General features: G+C 56.9%; 16 protein-coding genes, 2 tRNA genes, 1 other RNA gene and 2 pseudogenes. 9 read left to right on the top strand and 12 right to left on the bottom strand.

What is annotated here, in order from left to right:
* The gene (locus ABMV07_RS01190; protein WP_088267303.1) at positions 1 to 1,260 is read right to left on the bottom strand and encodes an aminotransferase class I/II-fold pyridoxal phosphate-dependent enzyme; all 1,260 of its coding nucleotides are present in this window, start codon (positions 1,258 to 1,260) and stop codon (positions 1 to 3) included.
* 123 nt (positions 1,261 to 1,383) lie between these two features.
* Positions 1,384 to 1,480: signal recognition particle sRNA small type (gene ffs, locus ABMV07_RS01185), an RNA gene on the bottom strand.
* Between the two features lie 132 nt (positions 1,481 to 1,612).
* Here ffs and ABMV07_RS01180 point away from each other — a divergent pair.
* From ABMV07_RS01180 to ABMV07_RS01165, 4 genes are all read left to right on the top strand, one after another.
* A tRNA-Ser gene (locus tag ABMV07_RS01180) sits at positions 1,613 to 1,698 on the top strand.
* A 281-nt stretch (positions 1,699 to 1,979) separates the two neighbouring features.
* Positions 1,980 to 2,729, top strand: a complete 750-nt coding sequence (locus ABMV07_RS01175) for an SDR family oxidoreductase (protein WP_197692089.1) — start codon at positions 1,980 to 1,982, stop codon at positions 2,727 to 2,729.
* Positions 2,730 to 2,731: 2 nt separating this feature from the next.
* Positions 2,732 to 3,703 (top strand): alcohol dehydrogenase catalytic domain-containing protein, encoded by a 972-nt coding sequence (locus tag ABMV07_RS01170; RefSeq protein WP_374064816.1) that lies wholly within the window; start codon positions 2,732 to 2,734, stop codon positions 3,701 to 3,703.
* The gene (locus ABMV07_RS01165) at positions 3,700 to 4,203 is read left to right on the top strand and encodes a gluconokinase (RefSeq protein WP_088267300.1); all 504 of its coding nucleotides are present in this window, start codon (positions 3,700 to 3,702) and stop codon (positions 4,201 to 4,203) included. Before ABMV07_RS01170 ends, ABMV07_RS01165 begins: the two co-directional genes overlap by 4 nt.
* Here the strand turns inward: ABMV07_RS01165 and ABMV07_RS01160 are convergent.
* The 3 genes and pseudogenes from ABMV07_RS01160 to tgt all read right to left on the bottom strand — a co-directional run bounded on the left by ABMV07_RS01160 (position 4,200) and on the right by tgt (position 7,862).
* A pseudogene (locus tag ABMV07_RS01160) lies at positions 4,200 to 5,587 on the bottom strand (GntP family permease). The gene ABMV07_RS01165 and the pseudogene ABMV07_RS01160 overlap by 4 nt on opposite strands.
* 79 nt (positions 5,588 to 5,666) lie before the next feature.
* Positions 5,667 to 6,560 carry a tRNA glutamyl-Q(34) synthetase GluQRS gene (gene gluQRS, locus ABMV07_RS01155; RefSeq protein WP_196977890.1) on the bottom strand — a complete coding sequence of 298 codons (894 nt, stop codon included), beginning with the start codon at positions 6,558 to 6,560 and terminating at the stop codon, positions 5,667 to 5,669.
* A gap of 9 nt (positions 6,561 to 6,569) precedes the next feature.
* Positions 6,570 to 7,862 carry a tRNA guanosine(34) transglycosylase Tgt gene (tgt, locus tag ABMV07_RS01150; protein ID WP_374064815.1) on the bottom strand — a complete coding sequence of 431 codons (1,293 nt, stop codon included), beginning with the start codon at positions 7,860 to 7,862 and terminating at the stop codon, positions 6,570 to 6,572.
* A 38-nt stretch (positions 7,863 to 7,900) separates the two neighbouring features.
* Here tgt and ABMV07_RS01145 point away from each other — a divergent pair, with 38 nt between their 5' ends.
* Positions 7,901 to 8,179 carry a hypothetical protein gene (locus ABMV07_RS01145; protein ID WP_374064814.1) on the top strand — a complete coding sequence of 93 codons (279 nt, stop codon included), beginning with the start codon at positions 7,901 to 7,903 and terminating at the stop codon, positions 8,177 to 8,179.
* Positions 8,163 to 8,339, top strand: a complete 177-nt coding sequence (locus tag ABMV07_RS01140; protein ID WP_374064813.1) for a hypothetical protein — start codon at positions 8,163 to 8,165, stop codon at positions 8,337 to 8,339. The genes ABMV07_RS01145 and ABMV07_RS01140 overlap by 17 nt, the downstream gene beginning before the upstream one ends.
* A 395-nt stretch (positions 8,340 to 8,734) precedes the next feature.
* Here ABMV07_RS01140 and ABMV07_RS01135 read toward each other — a convergent pair whose 3' ends face one another.
* A complete protein-coding gene (locus tag ABMV07_RS01135; protein WP_197691070.1) occupies positions 8,735 to 9,133 on the bottom strand; it encodes an Abi family protein in 399 nt (132 codons plus the stop codon).
* Positions 9,134 to 9,299: 166 nt separating this feature from the next.
* Positions 9,300 to 11,636 carry an MMPL family transporter gene (locus tag ABMV07_RS01130; RefSeq protein ID WP_197689644.1) on the bottom strand — a complete coding sequence of 779 codons (2,337 nt, stop codon included), beginning with the start codon at positions 11,634 to 11,636 and terminating at the stop codon, positions 9,300 to 9,302.
* Positions 11,637 to 11,857: 221 nt separating this feature from the next.
* Here ABMV07_RS01130 and ABMV07_RS01125 point away from each other — a divergent pair, with 221 nt between their 5' ends.
* Positions 11,858 to 12,496, top strand: coding sequence for a hypothetical protein (locus ABMV07_RS01125; RefSeq protein WP_234914476.1), 639 nt, complete (start codon positions 11,858 to 11,860; stop codon positions 12,494 to 12,496).
* 203 nt (positions 12,497 to 12,699) lie between these two features.
* Here ABMV07_RS01125 and ABMV07_RS01120 read toward each other — a convergent pair.
* The 3 genes from ABMV07_RS01120 to ABMV07_RS01110 form a co-directional block, all read right to left on the bottom strand.
* Positions 12,700 to 12,790: transfer RNA gene (locus tag ABMV07_RS01120), tRNA-Ser, on the bottom strand.
* Positions 12,791 to 12,838: 48 nt separating this feature from the next.
* The gene (locus ABMV07_RS01115; RefSeq protein WP_196977907.1) at positions 12,839 to 13,324 is read right to left on the bottom strand and encodes a nucleoside deaminase; all 486 of its coding nucleotides are present in this window, start codon (positions 13,322 to 13,324) and stop codon (positions 12,839 to 12,841) included.
* On the bottom strand, positions 13,321 to 13,773 hold the full coding sequence (locus ABMV07_RS01110) for a tRNA adenosine deaminase-associated protein (protein WP_088266461.1): 453 nt from the start codon (positions 13,771 to 13,773) through the stop codon (positions 13,321 to 13,323). The genes ABMV07_RS01115 and ABMV07_RS01110 overlap by 4 nt, the downstream gene beginning before the upstream one ends.
* Before the next feature lie 37 nt (positions 13,774 to 13,810).
* On the opposite strand from ABMV07_RS01110, the gene ABMV07_RS01105 reads away from it, so the two are divergent.
* Positions 13,811 to 14,821 carry a prephenate dehydrogenase gene (locus ABMV07_RS01105; RefSeq protein WP_088266462.1) on the top strand — a complete coding sequence of 337 codons (1,011 nt, stop codon included), beginning with the start codon at positions 13,811 to 13,813 and terminating at the stop codon, positions 14,819 to 14,821.
* 212 nt (positions 14,822 to 15,033) lie between these two features.
* On the opposite strand, the gene ABMV07_RS01100 is transcribed toward ABMV07_RS01105, so the two are convergent.
* The gene (locus tag ABMV07_RS01100; RefSeq protein WP_229254964.1) at positions 15,034 to 15,339 is read right to left on the bottom strand and encodes an LPXTG cell wall anchor domain-containing protein; all 306 of its coding nucleotides are present in this window, start codon (positions 15,337 to 15,339) and stop codon (positions 15,034 to 15,036) included.
* Positions 15,340 to 15,434: 95 nt separating this feature from the next.
* Positions 15,435 to 16,594 (bottom strand): annotated as a pseudogene (locus ABMV07_RS01095) (IS256 family transposase).
* A 106-nt stretch (positions 16,595 to 16,700) separates the two neighbouring features.
* Between ABMV07_RS01095 and ABMV07_RS01090 the strand changes: the two are divergent.
* Positions 16,701 to 18,050, top strand: a complete 1,350-nt coding sequence (locus tag ABMV07_RS01090; protein WP_374063848.1) for an IS256-like element IS1132 family transposase — start codon at positions 16,701 to 16,703, stop codon at positions 18,048 to 18,050.
* Positions 18,051 to 18,229 lie beyond the last annotated feature (179 nt).

Raw genomic sequence — 18,229 nt, 5'->3', positions numbered from 1 at the left:
CTACACCTCAAGGGCTGCCATGAGAACACAGGTAGCAAAACCATCCATAGCCACCTCAAGCTCTGCCACAGGTGGCAACGACGGCGCCAAGCGGATGTTCTCATTGTTAGGGTCGTTGTGCAGCGGGAAGGAAGAACCAGCACCAGTCAACGCAATACCAGCCTCTTTGGCCAGCTCCACCACTCGCGATGCCGTACCAGGAACCACGTCCACGGAGATGAAGTAACCGCCAGTAGGAGTGGTCCACTTAGCCACACCATACTCGCTGAGCCGCGAGTCGAGGATCTCGATCACACGCTCAAACTTCGGAGCCAACGACGCCGCATGCTTGAGCATGTGAGCCTTAAGACCCGCCACATCACCAAAGAACTGAGCATGCGCCAGCTGGTTGAGCTTGTTCGGTCCGATACCGCGCACATTAGCGTGGCTGGCATACCACTCAATGTTCTCCTTAGAGGAAGCGAAGAAGGACACGCCCGATCCAGCGTGGGTGATCTTGGAGGTGGAGCTCATAAACCAGAAGCGGTTAGGATTGCCCGCAGCCTGCGCAAATTCAATAACATTGTGCACAATTGGGAATTCGTCGCTAAGCGTATGCAACGCATAAGCATTATCCCAAACAATACGGAAATCAGGGGCCGCAGTAGACATCTCCGCAAGCTCACGACACGCCCGCTCAGAGAACGTCACACCCGTGGGGTTACCAAACACCGGCACCGTCCACATGCCCTTCACCTGCGGATCCTTCACCAACTCACGGACCACATCCATATCCGGTCCCTCATCCGTCATCGGAACATTAATCATCTCAAAACCAAAATGCTCCGTGATAGTGAAATGACGATCATAACCAGGCACAGGGCACAACCACTTCACCTTCTCCTCCGCAGACCACGGGCGTGACGAATCATTATTGCCCCACGTGTACGACCAAGAAATCAGATCAAACATGATGTTCAAGCTGGAACCATCCTGTGCCACCACCAGATCAGCAGGCAGACCCAACGCCTCAGCCCACAGCTCACGAATATCCGCAATACCCAGCAGGCCACCATAATTACGGCAATCCACGCCATCTTGTGTGCGGAAATTCTCACCCGGCAGCGACAGTAGATCATTGGACAAATCCAGCTGCTCCGCGGAAGGCTTACCGCGAGTGAGATCCAAGGACAGATTCTTAGCCTTCAACTCCGCATACTTCGCGGTGACTTCCTCACGCACCTGCGCGAGACGAGCGGCATCATAATCCTTCAAAGACATAAGCATCCTTACGGTCCGTGGTCCCGTGGGCACCGCTTAACGACGCCCACCTCATACCCCAACGACTTTAGACAAGGGACCGCTCAATGAGTACCCCCAAACCACCCGGACACCCCCAAAAATATAAAGGGGACTCCGCACACCCGCTAGAGCCCACTGACCCTTGCTGCATTCCTGCCCTGGGGGAGTTCATGGGATACGCGCCATGCGAAGTCCTACCTCTAGCCTAACGGATCCCCCCGCCGCGGAGCAATTCCACCACCACCCACTCCCCATCTTCCTGCGGATTTGCTTGATCCACTGAAGCGTGTGTATTGTTTGCGGAGTAACACGGCATGACCGTGCATACGCTGGAGGATTCGACTAGCGGCCTATGTCACACGCCTGGAACGCGTGCGGGTTTCACGACCCTCGTGGGTTCAAATCCCACATCCTCCGCAAACACCAACCGGTGTTCTCTACCGAGAACGCCGGTTGTTTTTGTTTTCTGGGGTTTGGATGCGCTGCGGTTGCTCGGTTGCTGTGGTTTCCGCGCACATTTTCGCAGATGTTTTCCGCCTCCTCGAACTCACGAATACAAAAACCGCAGGACGCGATTTTCGCGCCGAAATGCCGTCCTTGGGTTTTCGTGTTCTCGAGTTCGAGGAGGCGGATACAAGCAGGCAAGTCCGGACCGATCTCACACCACAGCATTCCCCCGCCCCACATATACTTTAGAAATGACTAATTTTGGTGTGGTGGATAAGTTAGCGCTGGTCACGGGTTCGACACGTGGCCTTGGCCGAGTACTGGCACAGGGCCTGATTGAGGCTGGCGCTAGGGTTGTGGTTCATGGTTCGGATACGCAGCGTGCGGAAGCTGCGGCGGCGGAGTTGGGCGCTTGTGGTTTCATGGCGTGCGATGTTCGTGATGCTGTTGCGACGGAGGCGGCGGTGTCTGAGGTGATTGAGCGCTTTGGTGCCCCTGATATTTTGGTGAATAATGCGGGGATTCAGCGTCGGAATCCGATTGAGGTTTTTGAGGATCAGGATTGGAATGACATTGTTGGCGTGAATTTGTCTGGAGTGTTTCATGTGACGCGGCCGGTGGCGTCGGCAATGAAGCCTGCTGGCCGGGGAAAGATTGTGATGGTGGGGTCAGTGCAGTCGCGGTTGGGGCGTGCGACGATTGCTCCGTATTGTGCAACTAAGGGTGGTGTGGCGATGTTTGCGCAGGGGCTGGCTGCGGAGTTGTCGCCGTTTAATGTGCAGGTGAATACGTTGTCGCCTGGGTATTTTGATACGGATATGAATGCTGCGTTGGTGGCGGATGAGGAGTTTTCGGGGTGGGTGTGTAAGCGCACTCCGGCGGGCCGGTGGGGTGATCCTCGTGAGTTGGTGGGCCCGTTGTTGTTCTTGGCGAGTGAGGCGTCGTCGTTTGTGACGGGGCAGAATTTGGCTGTCGACGGCGGAATGACGGCGGTGGTGTAGGCATGCGAGCTGCTGTGATTTCGGGTAAGGGTTTGTTGGCTACTGCGGATCTTCCGACTCCTGTTGTGGGTCCGGATGAGGTGTTGATTCGGGTGGCTTATGTGGGTATTTGTGGCTCTGATCTGTATTATTACCAGGATGGTGCGGTGGGTGCTTTTGAGGTGCGTGAGCCGTTGGTGCCGGGCCATGAGATGTCGGGGACGTTGGAGGATGGTACTGCGGTGACGGTGCATCCGGCGACGTTTGGGCAGTGTTGTGCGGGTTTGGAGGAGCATCCGCATTTGTGGCCTGGTGGCGCGTACTTGGGTAGTGCGTCGACGTGGCCGCATACTCAGGGTGCTATGCAGGAGTTTTTGTTGGTACGCAAGGATCAGGTTCGGGTGTTGCCGGATGGGGTGCCTTTGCGTCGTGCCGCGCTGGCGGAGCCGTTAAGTGTTGGATTGCACGCAATTAATATTGCGGGCGGTGTGGCTGGCAAGGATGTTTTGGTGTCGGGTGCTGGTCCGATTGGTCAGTTGGCTGCGTTGGCTGCGCTTCGTGAGGGGGCTGCGTCGGTGACGTTGTCGGATGTGGTGGATGGCCCACTGGAGCGTGCGCATGCGGGTTTGACGCGTGTAAATACGCGTGCGGTTCGTTTGGATGATGAGTCGTTTGATGTGGTGTTGGAGTGCGCAGGTGTTGCGGTGGCGACGAGTGATGCGCTTCGTGTGGTGCGTCGTCGTGGCGTTGTGGTGCAGGTGGGGATGTTGCCGAATGTGGAGGTGGGGGTGAATGTGGCTCCGTTGGTGGCTAAGGAGGTTCAGTTGCGGGGTACGTTCCGGTTCCGTGATGAGGTGGATCGTGCGGTGGAGATGTTGCGTGATCCGCTTTTTGATACGGTGATCACTCACGAGTTTGCTGTGGATGATGTGGTTGAGGCGTTTGATACCGCTGCTGATTCTCAGGTGTCTGGAAAGGTGATCGTTGCGCTGTGAACACGACTGTAAAGGTTGTTGTGATGGGTGTATCTGGGTCGGGTAAAACAACGGTGGGCACGTTGTTGGCTGAGCGGTTGGGGGTAGAGTATCGCGATGGTGATGATCTTCATTCGCAGGCCAATATTGAGAAGATGGCGAGTGGTATTCCGCTTAACGACGACGACCGCTGGCCGTGGTTGGCGCAGGTGGGCGAATGGTTGGCGGCTCAGCCGGCTGGGGGTGTGATTGGTTGTAGTGCGTTGAAGCGAAGCTACCGTGATGTGTTACGTCGGGAATGCCCTCAGATGGTGTTTGTGCACGTGCATGGTTCCCGCGAGGTGCTGTTGGAGCGTTTGAATCATCGCGAGGGACATTTTATGCCGGCGTCATTGTTGGATTCGCAGTTTGCTACGTTGCAGCCTTTGGAAAATGACGAAGTCGGCCACGTTTTTGATGTGGCCGACTCCCCTGCTCAGATTGCTGATGCCGCAGCTAGGTGGCTCAGCGAGCGTAGTTAGAATGCAAAGCTGACTCCGTAGAAGACGAGGACAAAGGCAAAGCCCACGGCTCCGACGAACGCCTGGTTGAGTGTCCAGGTGCGCAGGGTCGTGGCAACGTCCATACCCATGAGGCGGCCGACGAGCCAGAAGCCAGAGTCGTTGACGTGACCTGCGAAAACGGAGCCGGCTGCGGAGGCCAGCACCATGAGTGCGATTTGGAATTCGCTGTAGCCGCCGGCAGCGACGGCGGGTGCCATCAGTGCTGCGGCGGTGGTTAGTGCCACGGTGGCCGAGCCTTGGGCGAGGCGCAGGATGGCGGCGACGAGCCAGCAGCCGAGGATGACGGGGACGCCGAGGTCGGACATGGAGTCGGCAAGGGCGTCGCCGATGCCGGAGGTGCGCAGTACACCACCGAACATGCCGCCGGCACCGGTGATCAATACGACGGAGCAGATGGGGCCAAGGGCGCCGTCGAGAAGCTTTTCTAGGTCAGCTTTGGGCTGACCGCGGCGAATACCGAGGAAGTACAGCGCCACGAGGTGGAGATCAGCAAAGCAATGGGGGTGTTGCCCACGAATTGTAGAGCGCGCACGAGGCTCGAGCTCTTGTCTACCCAGCCTGCGGAGGTGGCAAGGCCCATGCCGGTGTTGCCGAAGATAAGGAGCATAGGAAGCAGCAAGAGGGAAACGATAAGCCCTGGTGTAGCGGGGTTTTTCACGTCGGCTGCTTGGGGGCCACCGGCTAGGATGTCGGGAACTGGCAGTGGATAGCGGCGGCCGAGAGTTTTACCGAGCCAGAGGCCGGAGATCAGCCAGGTAGGGATCGCGATGATTAGGCCAAGGAGCATGACGAGGCCGATGTCTGCGCTGTAGAATTCTGCGGCTGAGATTGGGCCTGGGTGCGGTGGCAGGTAGATGTGCATGACGGAGAACGCGCCGGCGGCGGGGATGCCGTAGGCCAGGACGGGGCCGTTGAGTCGGCGTGCCACGGCGAAGATGACAGGCAGCATGACGATCAGGCCGGCGTCGAAAAAGATGGGGAAACCCATCAGCAGGGAGGCTACGCCGAGGGCGAAGGGGGCGCGTTGTTCACCGAAGCGGGCGACAAGGGTTTCTGCGAGGCTTTTTGCCCCGCCGGAGGTCTCGACAAGCCGGCCGAGCATTGCTCCGAGGCCGACGAGGAGGGCAACTGAGGCGAGTGTACTCCCGAAGCCTTTGGTCATGGTGGGCACGATGCCCTCCAGTGGGATGCCGGCGGCGAGGCCGGTAGCTGCGGAAACGATGATCAGTGTGAGGAAAGCGTGGAGCTTGAACACAATGACGAGGACCAAAATGAGTGCAATCGCAGCGGCGGCGATCCCCAATAAGGGGCCAGCACTAAGGGTGGGAACCCAATCTTCCATCGGATTTTCTCCTTGGTTACAAAATAAAAGACCCCTCTAATGTATGTGTATGCACGCATATTCCACACTTATATGAGACTTATACCTCCTTATGGAATGCAAAAATCCACGGTTGTTGCGAGAGCCTATCGGGATCGAATTGTTCGAGCATGCCAGGCAGAGTGTGGGCGCTTAGCCCCAAAGACTCAGCCACGCGCGGCAGAACGTCGGGCATCTCGCGCATGGTCACGGCACCATCGCGCTTGGCTAGGCGCTGCCCCGCCGCGTTGAGCACCAGCGGCACATGCACATAGGTCGGAGCCGGCACGCCGAGTAGGTGCGCAAGGTAGGCCTGACGCGGTGCAGAGGTCAGCAGGTCGTTGCCGCGAACCACTTGATCGATACCGTCGGCGGCATCGTCGACCACAACGGCAAGGTTGTACGCCCAGTCAGGCTGTTGGCCGCCGCGGCGCAGGATCATGTCGTCCACGTCGCCCAGCACGTCCCCCGCATAGTAGTCACGGACGTGCCACGTGGGAACGTCGGCACGCAAACGCAGCGCCGGGACCCTCCCCTGCTTGGCCAATGCTTGACGACGCTCCTCCCGCTGCACCTCAGTTAAATTTCGGCACGTGCCGGGGTACTGGCCCGGGATGGTGTGCGGCGCGCGGGAGGCCTCTTGAATGTCCCTACGCGAGCAGTAACACTCATAATATGGAAGGCTGCGTAACGCCTGCTCATAACGGTCAAAGTTGTTGTGCTGATAGGTAGGGGCGGCGTCCCAATCCATGCCCAGCGCATGCAGGTCCTCCAGCTGACGGGCGGCAGATTCCATGGACGAACGCTGCGTGTCCACGTCTTCTACACGGATAAGGAAGCGACGACCAGTGTGGCGGGCAAACAGCCACGCCAACACAGCGGTGCGCACGTTGCCAAAGTGAAGATCCCCGCTTGGACTCGGCGCATAGCGCCCTGCTCCCTGAAAAGTACCCATGCTTATGCGCTAAACCCCGTAGATCATCCCTCCGGAGCGCCCAGCTGCTGCTGGGCCTCCTTTGCTTGCGTAGTAGCGGCCGAGGAATTCATCGCGGTAGGCTTTAAAGTCGCCGTTGTTGATAGCGCTGCGAATGTTGTCTACCAGCTGGATCATAAAGGCCACGTTATGCATTGTGCACAATGTTCCACCGAGGAATTCCTTGGCCTTGAACAGGTGGTGAATGTAGGCGCGGGAGTACTCGGCGATAGGGCCGCCGAACTCCTCGTCTACTTGGCGGAAGTCGCGTTTGAAGCGGGCTGCGGTAAGGTTCACGCGCCCGTCAAGGGTGTACACGCCGCCGCGGCGGCCGAGACGGGTGGGGGCAACGCAGTCGAAGGTGTCGGCACCTGCTTCGATGGCGGTGAAGAGGTCGTCTGGCTCGCTGATTCCTAGCAGGTGGCGTGGTTTGTGCTGCGGGATTTCGTCGCAGACCCAGCCTACGATGGTTCCTAGGTTTTCCTTTTCTAATGCGCCACCGATGCCGAAGCCACCGAAGCCGCGTCGTCCGTTATCTTCTGCCTCTTTGTCGAGGTCAAGCAGGCCACGAATCGCTTGTCGGCGCAGATCCTCATACTGGGCGCCTTGGACAACGCCCCACAGGGATTGCAGTGGTTTTCCTTCGCGTTCGCGGGTGAGGCGGTCGTGTTCGATGAGGCAGCGTCGTGCCCAGCGGTGGGTGCGTTCGACGGAGCTTTCTTGGTACTGGCGGGTATCCACTAGAGTGGTCAGTTCGTCGAAAGCAAAGATGATGTCGGCGCCCAGCCGGTGCTGGATTTGCATGCTGACTTCTGGGGTGAAGCGGTGACGGGAGCCGTCGATAACGCTGCGGAAGTCCACGCCGTCTTCATCGACCTGCGCGTAGCGGTCTTTTTTAGGCGCGCGGATGTCGCCTTCTACAAGCCCCGCGGTGTCCATAGCAAGAACTTTTCTAAAACCAACACCAAGGCTCATCACCTGGAATCCACCAGAGTCGGTGTAGGTGGGGCCATGCCAGTTTTCGAATGAGGACACACCACCGGCCTCGTCGACAATGTCGGGGCCTGGCTGCAGGTAAAGGTGGTAGGCGTTGGAGAGGATCGCCTGGGCGCCGGTGTCACGAATTTGCTGCGGGGTGAGGGTTTTCACCGTTGCCTTGGTGGCCACAGGGATGAACGCTGGCGTGTTGATGTCTCCATGAGGGGTATGGATTACACCAGTTCGGCCGTGGCGGCCCGGCGCGTTGTCCAGCTCGGTGCGAAGCTCAAAAGTCGTGTCAGTCATAGGGTGAAATTCTAGCTTGTTGCACGTGGACAGGCACTTTGGGCGAAACTGCCGATGATCGCCATGACGAACAAGCTGTAGTTGGTGGTTGCGGTTTGAGCCTTGTATTACGCCTCCGCCGGCGTGGTTGCGCTACGCTTCATAGCCACAGAGCTCTTGTGATCTTCTGTATCTTGCTCATCCTATTCTCGGTCCGCAGGTTCTACGGGCGGATTGAGGAACTGTTTGACTTCGACGACGACTATGCGCCGCTACAACAGACCTGGACCTACTACCAACAAGCAAGCAGCCAACAAAACCATGAGCACGCTCATTGACACGTTTGTTGGTATGAAAGACGCTAGGATCGCTGAGATCGCGCAGTTGGGTAGGATCATGAACAAGTGCTGCAAGGACATCTTCGTCTACTTCGACCACTACATTTTGTGGTGCCTGATCCACGCCGTCAACATGCGACACACAATCAGTGCACTCTAAAACCGGAAGAGCCTCTAAACGGGGGTATTTCGAAGGATTTTTCTCAGGGCTTCACACCAAATCGCAAGAAAACCGGTCGTTTGGGCAGATTTGGTGTGAAGTGCCGTCTTTTTCGGGGGTGAGCGGGGGTGGCGCGCCCACCAACGCCCACCAACGCCCACCAATCCCAGCCAATCCTAGCCAAGTCATGGTTGTGGAAAACGTCCTACTCTGCGTAGTGCCGCGCCCGAACCCCCGGCGAACTAATCAATGCACTCTAAAACCGGAAGAGCCACTAAAGCTAACCAGTCTTCCTAGTTCCTTTTTGTGCACCATCGGGGGACCTCAATCCCCAATAGTTCTCCACGTTTCTTGAAGTGTTCCGTTACGTACGGTCACCATGGCGGTGAATGTCTTTAAGGATTCCAAATCGGATTTTGTTGGCTCAGAGACTCATTGGAGGACCATTTGGAGTGATCCAGGTAACCTTCGCCATGTAACTGTTCCGCGCAGTAGTGTTTGACGGTAAGCGCTCGAAGGTGCCATTCTGCGCGCCGTATCCAAGGCGTAAGAAAGGCCGCAGACCTTGCCGCGGTATCGATCAGGTCTTTTATGACGCAAAAACGTTTAGGGGCAGAGTAGAGCCCTTCGTCCACAAGATTGCGATAATGGCGGGCATAGCCCATTAAGAAATGAAAATTTATCGAATGTAGCCATTCAGCCTCTGCGGGTGTTAGAGGGGTCTCCTCAATCATTCCACTTGTGACGAGGAAAAGATCTTGCTGCTCAGGGAGTAAAAATGGGACACGTGACATGGGTTACCTAAAAAGAAAGGTCCCCAAGAGGCGCATACGTTGAGAGGCGTTGGGGTGCTGATGAATCCGATGCTACGGGTTTTAGGAACGACGATCAAGCCGCGGCACCCTTTGAGTATTGGTTGTGTAGTCGAAACCGGCCATACCACAGCGCCTGCGATCTCGGTTAACGCTCCAGCGATGTGCCCTCCACATCGAGACGTGGCAGCACTTTATCCAGCCAATGTGGCATGTACCACGTTTGCCGCCCAAGGAGGAACATTGCTGCCGGAACGAACGCCATGCGGATAAAGAAGGCGTCGAAAAGTACCCCAGCGCCCAAGGCAAAACCGAAGATTTTAATAAACGGGATCGGCTGGCCAATGAAGGCCACAAACACCGCAATCATGATCAACGCAGCAGCTGTGACCACACGGACGCTAGAGGCGAAGCCCTCCACGATCGATTCTTCGATGGCGTTGTAGCGGCTGGTGGCGTCGATACGCCCATGCACGAAACGCTCCCGCATCGCGGATACCAAGAACACCTGATAGTCCATAGCAAGGCCAAAGCACACGCCAATAAGGAAGATCGGCATAAACGCAATGATCGGGCTGGGAGTGTCCACAAGCCCCCACAGGCCCTCTTGCCAAAACAGCACAGTCACGCCGAACGCCGCGCCCACAGAGAGCAAGAAGCCCACGCCGGCGACCACCGGCACCCAAATGCTGCGGAACACGATCATCAGCAACAACACCGCAAGGCCCACCACAATGCCAAGGTACAGTGGCATCACGCCCGCCAGACGGTTGGTCACATCCTGCTGTACAGGGATCAGGCCCGTAATACCGGAACGAATACCGGTCGCGTTGTTCACCTCGCCCTGTTTGATCAGAAGGGCGTCGATAAGCTGCTTGGTCACATCATCTTCTGGCGACGACTCCGGCGTAAGCAACAACTGCGCCGCCAAGCCGTCCTCCGACAATCCCACAATCTGCACATGCTTCACATCCGGAGTAACCGAATACTTCTGAATAATGTACTGATACGCCGCATTCGCCGCCGCCTGCTTACGCTCCCCAGGCGCCGGATTCTGCGCGCGGATCAGCGGCTCCAAGATCTCCGCGTTCTCATCCACCGAATGCGCATCCGCCACCACCAAAAACGGCGAATTGATACCAGGACCAAAACCCTCCGCCATGATCTCAGCCTGTTTGCGCTGCGTAGAACTATAATTCGCCTGCGTATCGGAGGGCAACGACAAGTGCAGTTGCAGCGCGGGCAGCGTCAACGCACCCAGCGTTACGACGCTCACCGCAATCACCACACCCGACGCGCGGTGCACCAACTCCACCCACTTGCGCCCCAACGTGCGAGCTGGCGACGTCCGCCGCTTCCGGCGCAACCGCACCGCAAAGGCCTTATCCCCTAACGCCCCCAATAGCGCCGGCACCATCGTTAGCGCGATCAGCACCGCAATGAACACCGTGAACGCCGCAGCAAGGCCCATGTAGGTGAGGAACGGAATATTAGCCACCGCCAAGGCCACCAGCGCGATGATCACCGTAAGGCCCGCGAACACCACCGCAGATCCCGCAGTGCCCACCGCCATGCCAGCGGCTTGCTCCTTGTCCATGTGCAGCAGCTCGCGACGGTAGCGGAACATGATAAACAGTGAGTAGTCGATACCCACCGCAAGGCCCAACATCACCGCCAGCACTGGGGTGACGTTGTTCAGCGATACCCATGCCGTAGCCAGCGTGATCGATAGCGAACCAATGCCCACGCCGATAACAGCAATGAGCAGTGGAAGACCAGCGGCCACTAGGGAACCAAATGTGAAGATCAAAATGATCGCCGCGATGGCCACACCGATGATCTCTGAAGTTTCTTCAATCACGATCGGATCACCAAAGCCAGCGCCACCAGCCTCAACGGTCAGGCCCTTCTCGCGGCCCAAGTTCATGGCATCGGTGATCGCCTGGCGTTGCTCATCGCTGACGTCCGCAGGCATAGGCACATCAATATCGAAGGTGGTGTACCCGATCGTCTCATCGGGGGTAAGCAGGCTCAAGTTGGCTGCGTCGGCACGCGCGTTTTCCTCCGGCACACCACGCTGCGTCAACAAGTCCACAACACCCTGCTGCAACTTCGGATTCAAATCCACAGGATTACCAAAACGCTGCGTATTAGTCAGGCCCTCAAGATTATCTTGGATCGCCTGCACCACACTATCCACGGCAGCCTTGTTCTCCGGCTCAGCCAGCGTATGCCCCTCCGGCGCCTTAAACACCACATTCACACCCGTACTCTTCAACGGATTGCGCTGCTCAGGGAAGTTTTCCAAATAAATCTCCGTCGCCGTCTTCGCCGGAGTGTTATTGATCGTAAACAGATCATTAAACCCCGCCTGGAACACAGCCGCTGCACCACCCACAGCCGCAAGCACAACAAGCCACGTGACAATCACAAACCACTTGGCCCGAAACGACCACGCGCCAACACGGTACAAAAAAGCGGCCACGACGATGATCTCCTTAAACCACAAGGGAACGAGAAATAGTCTTCCAGTGTAGACCTTGATTAGGATTTAACGCCGTACACCAAATTTCTGTCATCCTATTGACTTATGAGGAGCAGCCCATGGCCGCAAACCAGAGCATGAACACCAAGTGAACCATCGCACTCTTCGGCACAGCAGTAGGCGCCGGCATCCTCTTCCTGCCCATCATCCTCATCGGCCCCATGACCTACCTAGCGCACCGCGCCTTCTCCTGGATGATGCGCCACTCCCCACTCATCGGCGAAGATGTCCTCGTCGTACTCACCGACTTCTTCGGCCGCCGCACAGGCATCATCCTCACAGCCATCTACTGGTTCACCGTTTTCCCCGTCCTCGTCTTCGCCTTCAGCTACGACGCAGCACTCTCCCAATTTTGCCTCAGCATGCAAAAACACTACGGCGAAACAACCGACAAACACACCGAAAAAGTCATCCACAACACCACCATCCTGCTCACCGCCTTCACCATGTTCTTCGTCTGGTCCTCCGCACTCGCCATGGGAACCGACGGCATGAAAGCAGCACACGAACACATCCTCCCCGTCCTCTCCTACTTTGCCAACGTCACCGGCACCATCGAAGGCACCCAATACCTCTTCATCTTCATCACCACCTCCCTCGTCGGCGTATTCAACCCCTCCATCCTCAACATGATCACCTTGGTTGGAGGCATCTTCTTCACCTTTATCACCTACCTCCTCCTCATGATCGTGGTCCACAAAGTAGACGCATTCGCCCAATTCCGAGGCCGGCCCACCAACTACTTCGTATCCATCATGGGACTCATCGTCCTCGGCGCCACGATCTGGGGGATGGTGTAGGCGTTTCGGGGTGTTTCGGCTGGTTTCGAGGCGGAATGAGTAGTTCGTGCCAAATTAAACCGTTTCTAATATCTCCGACCTGCGGAAACGCTGCGGAAGCCAAAAAGTTTTGGCACGAACTACTCACTTGGCCCGTAGCCCAACCCAGTCCGCCCCTAAGCAACAGCAAACCCCAGCTCAATCAAGAACTGGGGATTTGCGCTTGGCGGTAGCGGCGGGATTTGAACCCGCGGTTGGGGGTTACCCAACATTCGCTTTCGAGGCGAACACCTTCGGCCGCTCGGACACGCTACCGCGAACCAGAATAGCGAATAGCGCGTCAGCAAAGCAAACCAGCCTCGCTCACACTTCGGTGCGCAGTCCTTCGAAGAAGTTTGTCATGAGCGCGGCGCATTCGGTTTCGAGGATGCCGCCGCGGACTTGCACGGTGTGGAGGACGGCGGGGTCGCGGACTACGTCGAAGGCGGAGCCGCAGGCGCCGGTTTTGGGTTCGTAGGCTCCAAAGACGATGTGTCCGATTCGGGAGCCGACGAGGGCTCCGGCGCACATGGTGCAGGGTTCGAGGGTGACTGCGAGGGTGCAGTCGGTAAGGCGCCAGCCGTCGCCACGCTGGGTGCAGGCTTGGGTGATGGCCATGATTTCGGCGTGGCCGAGGGGGTTGTGGTCGGTTTCGCGGCGGTTGGTGCCGCGGCCGAGGATGGTGCCGTCGGGGCCGTAGATGATGGCTCCGACGGGGATGTCGGCAGGCGGTGTGGTACGTGCGAGGGTGATGGCTTCGCGCATCATGGCTTCGGCTCGTACCACGCTGTGCTGCGGGGGCAGTGTCATAGGGCTTGTTCGAGTTCGTCGTCGAATCCGAGTTCTTCGGCGATGCGTTGGAGTTGTTCGGAGGCCCACCAGTCGGTTTCGTCGGTGATGATGCTCATGACTTGTTCGCTGAGGCCGAGGTCGGCGAGGATGTCGAAGTCTCCCTCCGCATAGGGAGTGTCTTCGGGGTCGGGTTGGTCGGCGTCGAGTTCGTCGAGGATGTCGGCGGCGAAGTCGTCTTCGGTGGCGGCGGTGGCGTCGGAGATGAGGAGTTTTACGCCTTGGGGTGTGGGGCGGACGAGCACGAAGTAGTCGTCTTCTATGCTGAGCATGGCAAATGCTGCACCTTCGGCCCTGAGTGTTCGTACGGCGTCAATGGAGCGCTTCAGCGAGGAGTAATCGTCGTTGAAGGCGCGTACTTGCCATGTCGCGTTGACGCGGGCTACCGTCACAGCAAAATTAGACTTCATACCGCATAACCGTAGTCGGGTATGTAAGACTTGTCAGGTGACCATCAATGAAGTTTCTCGTCCTGTCTGTGTCCTTGGCCTCGGTTTGATCGGGGGTTCGCTGCTGCGCGCATTGCGGCACAAAGGTGTTCCGGCGTTTGGTTTTAATCGTTCGCCTTCTGCTGCGCGTACTGCGGCGAAGGAGGGCTTTGATGTGTGTTCTGATCTTGTGCAGACTTTGGAGCGTGCTGAGGCGGATAACGCGTTGATTGTGTTGGCTACGCCGATGCCTGCGATTGCGTCGTTGTTGGATGCGTTGCAGGAGCATGCGCCGAGTTGTGGGTTTACGGATGTGGTGAGTGTGAAGGGGGCGGTGTATGACCTTGTAAAGTCCCGTGGTTTGCAGGGACGTTATGTGGGGGGTCATCCGATGGCGGGGACGGCGAATAGTGGTTGGGAGGCATCGTACCCTGAGTTGTTTGTACGTGCCCCGTGGGTAGTCACGTATGACTATGCCTCGGAGGCGGATGCCCAGTGGGTGAGTTTGTGGACTGATGTGGTGAATATGGCGGGCACGGTGGGTGCGGAGGTGATTCCTGCGCGCGTGGAGGCCCATGATGCGGCGGTGGCTCGTATTTCGCATTTGCCGCATGTGTTTGCGGAGGCCTTGGCGATTGTGGGCGATAATGGTGGCGCGCTAGCGCTTTCGTTGGCGGCGGGTAGTTTCCGCGATTCGACGAGAGTGGCGGGTTCTGCCCCATCGCTGGTGCGGGCGATGTGTGAGACGAACTCCCAAGCCTTGCTCGGGGCTCTTGATGAGGCACTCATATTGCTTAACGACGCTCGCGCGCACCTCACGGAGGCACACCCCAACCTTGAGGAGCTTATCGACGCCGGCTATCGCTCCCGTGTGCGCTTCGAAGCACGTTCTGGGGGTAATGCTTCTGAGTCTGTTGGCCCTACCAAGATTTCCAATCGACCCGTTTTTCGTTTCCATCCTGGTACAGATGGTTGGATTGCCCAGCTCAAGCAGGCTGAAGGGTTGGGGGCACGGATCGAGGTGTTTTAGGAGGGGAAGTACCTTAGATGTTGGCATCGGTAGCCGCTGGTTATCAGGGGTATAAAGAGCAATAACAACTCCGGCATCTTGATCAGATTTCCTTGGTGTGTCCCAGATTTTGCCATCTTCCCAGACGGACCAAAACCTAGGACACTTCAAGCAGCAAAGAATATGCAGAAATCTCATTTCCTATTTTTCTTATACTCCTAGAGTTAAAAACTCTATACCTTGTGAGAGCTTCGGTTTTTGCGTCGCGTATTTATCAAAATTGCCAGAATAATCAACGCAGTACCGACCACTACCCACGGAGCAACACCATAACCGCCTGTTTTAGGAAGCGTTCCGTTCTTAACATCTGCGACCGTTAAGAGAATATGCGGTTGTTGATTACTTGGATTGACATAATCCACTAAGCCTGAAGCATCTTCCAATGACGTAATACCGAGGCGATTACCTTCAATGATTCCGATCGTAATCTTAATCGGCTGCGCTAAAAGACTATAGCCACTAGGAGATTGTGTTTCCACAAGGTCAAGTCTGTTTGAGTGGTGTTTCTACCTTTCGATAAAGCATGCAGTGCGATGGTATCAGGGGCCAGCACGTACCCAGTGCTCTAATTGATTCACGCGACCTCCTTGGTGGTGTCAGCGTCGATGACGTTGGCGGTGATCATCGCCTTGGTGTGTGCCAGACTGGTTAGTGACATGTAGCAGTTTTGCTGAATCCAGTCATCATGTTGTTCAGCTAGTATCGCGCCAACAAGGCGCACGACAGCGTCACGATTAGGAAAAATACCTACGACATCTGTGCACCAGCGGATTTCACGGTTAAGTCGTTCAGTAGGGGTTATTCGACCAGACTTTCTTCCACACTGATTTCGGGGCGTTAGTAAACGCCAACAGCTCATCCAAAGCTTCTTCCAGGTAGCTAGCAACGCAGGGGAATTTCTCTTCACAAAATGCTACGACCTCACGGGCTTGGGACCACACCGATTCCGAGTCTGGTTTGGAATATCGTATGAAACATCGCCGATAGGGTCGGCCACTGCGTTTTGGGCACCATGCCAGAGAGGTTCTTGGCGAAGTGCGTTCGGCACCGTTGCCAGGACGCATTCGGTAATATCTCACTAATTGCATGTTGGATACCTAGATGGGCGTCACTGGTGACAAGATAGACTTCATCAAGTCCGCGGGCTTGAAGATCCCTAAAGAACCTGGTCCACGAGGCCACAGACTCAGATGGTGCAATCTGCATGCCCAATAACTCCCGGTAACCTTCGGCATTAACCCCGGTAGCTAGCAGCACAGAGGTTTTAACGACTCGTCCGCTTTCACGGACTTTCATGGTCAACGCATCACACGAGACATATAGGTAGGGGCCGGTATCAAGTGGTCGGGTGCGGAAGTCTTCGACCATCTCGTCAAGGTCTTTTGCCATGTCAGATACCTGCGATTTCGATAAATTATTGATTCCTAAACTGGCGACGAGATCGTTCATCCTGCGGGTGGATACGCCCTTTACATAGCAGGTGGCTATTACGGTTGTTAGTGCTCGTTCGGCTAGGGTTCGTCGTTGCAATAACCAGTCTGGGAAGAAAGATCCGGTACGTCATTTGGGTACAGCGATATCAATGGTGCCGACGCGAGTATCAAGGTCGCGGTGGCGGTAGCCATTGCGGGTATTAGTCCGTTGGGGAGATACCGTGGCGTAGTCAGTGCCGCAAACACTGTCAGCCTGGGCCGAAAGGATCTGGTTGATGAAGTCTGTGAGCATCTGGCGCATCAAGTCTGGGGAGGCCTGAGTGAGCAATTCTTCCAGATACGCGGTCGGGTGAGGGTGTCAGGTGTTTTGTGTGTGAGGCTCTGATCCAGAAGGAGTTTCACTGATAATGACTACCGTATCACCGAGGAAAGGTCATGACCCGAACAGGGTCAACGAGATCAGCGCTAAGCTGATGGAAAATCCGGAAATCGCCGAACTGATCGGCGAGTTGTCGACTTCCACCGATGATGCCAGCGACCTGGTCAAAGGTCTTTTGCAGGCATCGATCAACGCTGGTCTGCAGGCTGAAATGGACGCGCATCTAGGATACGCGCACTCTGATCGTACGGCGAAAGCCCAGCTGGGCACCCCGGATGGTGGCAATCACCGCAACGGGTCGTACACCAAAACCGTCAACTCTGGCTACGGCACCTTTGATGTGACTATGCCCCGGGATCGAGCTGGCACGTTTACGCCGCGGATGCTGCCTAAAGGCACCCGCCGTCTGACGGAGCTTGATGACATGATCATCTCCCTGTACGCCGGTGGGATGACCGTGCGCGATATTTGCCACCACCTCGCCACCACCCTCGGGGTGGATATGAGCCCAGATACGATCAGCACCATTACCGACGCGGTGTTAGAAGAGGTCATGATCTGGCAAAACCGCCAGCTCGACGAGTTCTACCCAGTGATCTTCCTCGACGCGCTGCGAGTGAAGATCCGCGATGGCCACCGCGTGGTCAACAAGTCTTGCTACATGGCGGTAGGCGTCGACATGGACGGCATCAAGCACATCCTGGGATTGTGGATCGCAGACAATGAAGGCGCCAGTTTTTGGGCATCCGTGTGCGCTGACCTTGCCAACCGTGGGGTCCAAGACGTGTTCATCGTCTGCTGCGACGGGCTCAAAGGCCTGCCGGAAGCCGTGGAGGCAACCTGGCCGAATTCCATGGTGCAGACCTGTATCGTGCACCTGATCCGGGCGGCCAACAGGTGGGTGTCCTACCAAGACCGCAAACCCGTATCAAGTGCGCTACGGGAGGTCTACACCGCACCGACCGAGGACACCGCCCGCGCCGCCCTGGACGCATTCGAGGCCAGTGAACTGGGCCGTAAATACCCGCAATCGGTCAAAGTCTGGCGCGACGCCTGGGACCGGTTTGTGCCATTTTTGCAGTTCCCGCCTGCGGCACGGCGGGTACTCTACACCACGAATTCGATCGAATCGCTGAATGCTGAGCTGCGGAAAGCCACCCGCAACCGCGGCCAGTTCCCGAACGATACCGCGGCGCTGAAAACGCTGTGGCTGATGATCTGCAACATCGAGGACAAGCGCGCTGCCCAGCGAGCGAAGAAAGCCAAGCGCGCCATCGAATGCAACGGCTATATTGAAGGAGCGAAAGCCACCGGGTGGAAACAAGCCATCAACCAACTAGCCGTGGCTTACCCCGACCGATTCGCGGACTACTTGTAAACCAAGCCCCCCGCACACAAACAATCGGACACTCTCGGTCGGGTCGATATGATGAGGGTTAGTGGCCATCGCGGGTTTACTTCCTTTCGAGGATAGGTAAGAGTTGATTCGAAAGGTACCCGCGGTGGTCGCCTCATTCATTCATCAGGACCGCACCGGTAGTTACAGATACACCACGC

The sequence above is a fragment of the Corynebacterium belfantii genome, assembly GCF_041898185.1.
In the GTDB taxonomy this organism is placed as follows: domain Bacteria; phylum Actinomycetota; class Actinomycetes; order Mycobacteriales; family Mycobacteriaceae; genus Corynebacterium; species Corynebacterium belfantii.
The sequence above is the reverse complement of the archived record's forward strand: the minus strand, read 5'-3'. Positions and strand labels throughout refer to the sequence as shown.

What these genes read in the sequence shown, in the direction of transcription:
- ABMV07_RS01190 (WP_088267303.1), bottom strand. Translation starts at nt 1,260, where the DNA reads ATGTCTTTGAAGGATTATGATGCCGCTCGTCTCGCGCAGGTGCGTGAG.
- ABMV07_RS01175 (WP_197692089.1), top strand. Translation starts at nt 1,980, where the DNA reads ATGACTAATTTTGGTGTGGTGGATAAGTTAGCGCTGGTCACGGGTTCG.
- ABMV07_RS01170 (WP_374064816.1), top strand. Translation starts at nt 2,732, where the DNA reads ATGCGAGCTGCTGTGATTTCGGGTAAGGGTTTGTTGGCTACTGCGGAT.
- gluQRS (WP_196977890.1), bottom strand. Translation starts at nt 6,560, where the DNA reads ATGGGTACTTTTCAGGGAGCAGGGCGCTATGCGCCGAGTCCAAGCGGG.
- tgt (WP_374064815.1), bottom strand. Translation starts at nt 7,862, where the DNA reads ATGACTGACACGACTTTTGAGCTTCGCACCGAGCTGGACAACGCGCCG.
- ABMV07_RS01140 (WP_374064813.1), top strand. Translation starts at nt 8,163, where the DNA reads ATGAGCACGCTCATTGACACGTTTGTTGGTATGAAAGACGCTAGGATC.
- ABMV07_RS01135 (WP_197691070.1), bottom strand. Translation starts at nt 9,133, where the DNA reads ATGTCACGTGTCCCATTTTTACTCCCTGAGCAGCAAGATCTTTTCCTC.
- ABMV07_RS01125 (WP_234914476.1), top strand. Translation starts at nt 11,858, where the DNA reads ATGACCTACCTAGCGCACCGCGCCTTCTCCTGGATGATGCGCCACTCC.
- ABMV07_RS01115 (WP_196977907.1), bottom strand. Translation starts at nt 13,324, where the DNA reads ATGACACTGCCCCCGCAGCACAGCGTGGTACGAGCCGAAGCCATGATG.
- ABMV07_RS01110 (WP_088266461.1), bottom strand. Translation starts at nt 13,773, where the DNA reads ATGAAGTCTAATTTTGCTGTGACGGTAGCCCGCGTCAACGCGACATGG.
- ABMV07_RS01090 (WP_374063848.1), top strand. Translation starts at nt 16,701, where the DNA reads ATGACTACCGTATCACCGAGGAAAGGTCATGACCCGAACAGGGTCAAC.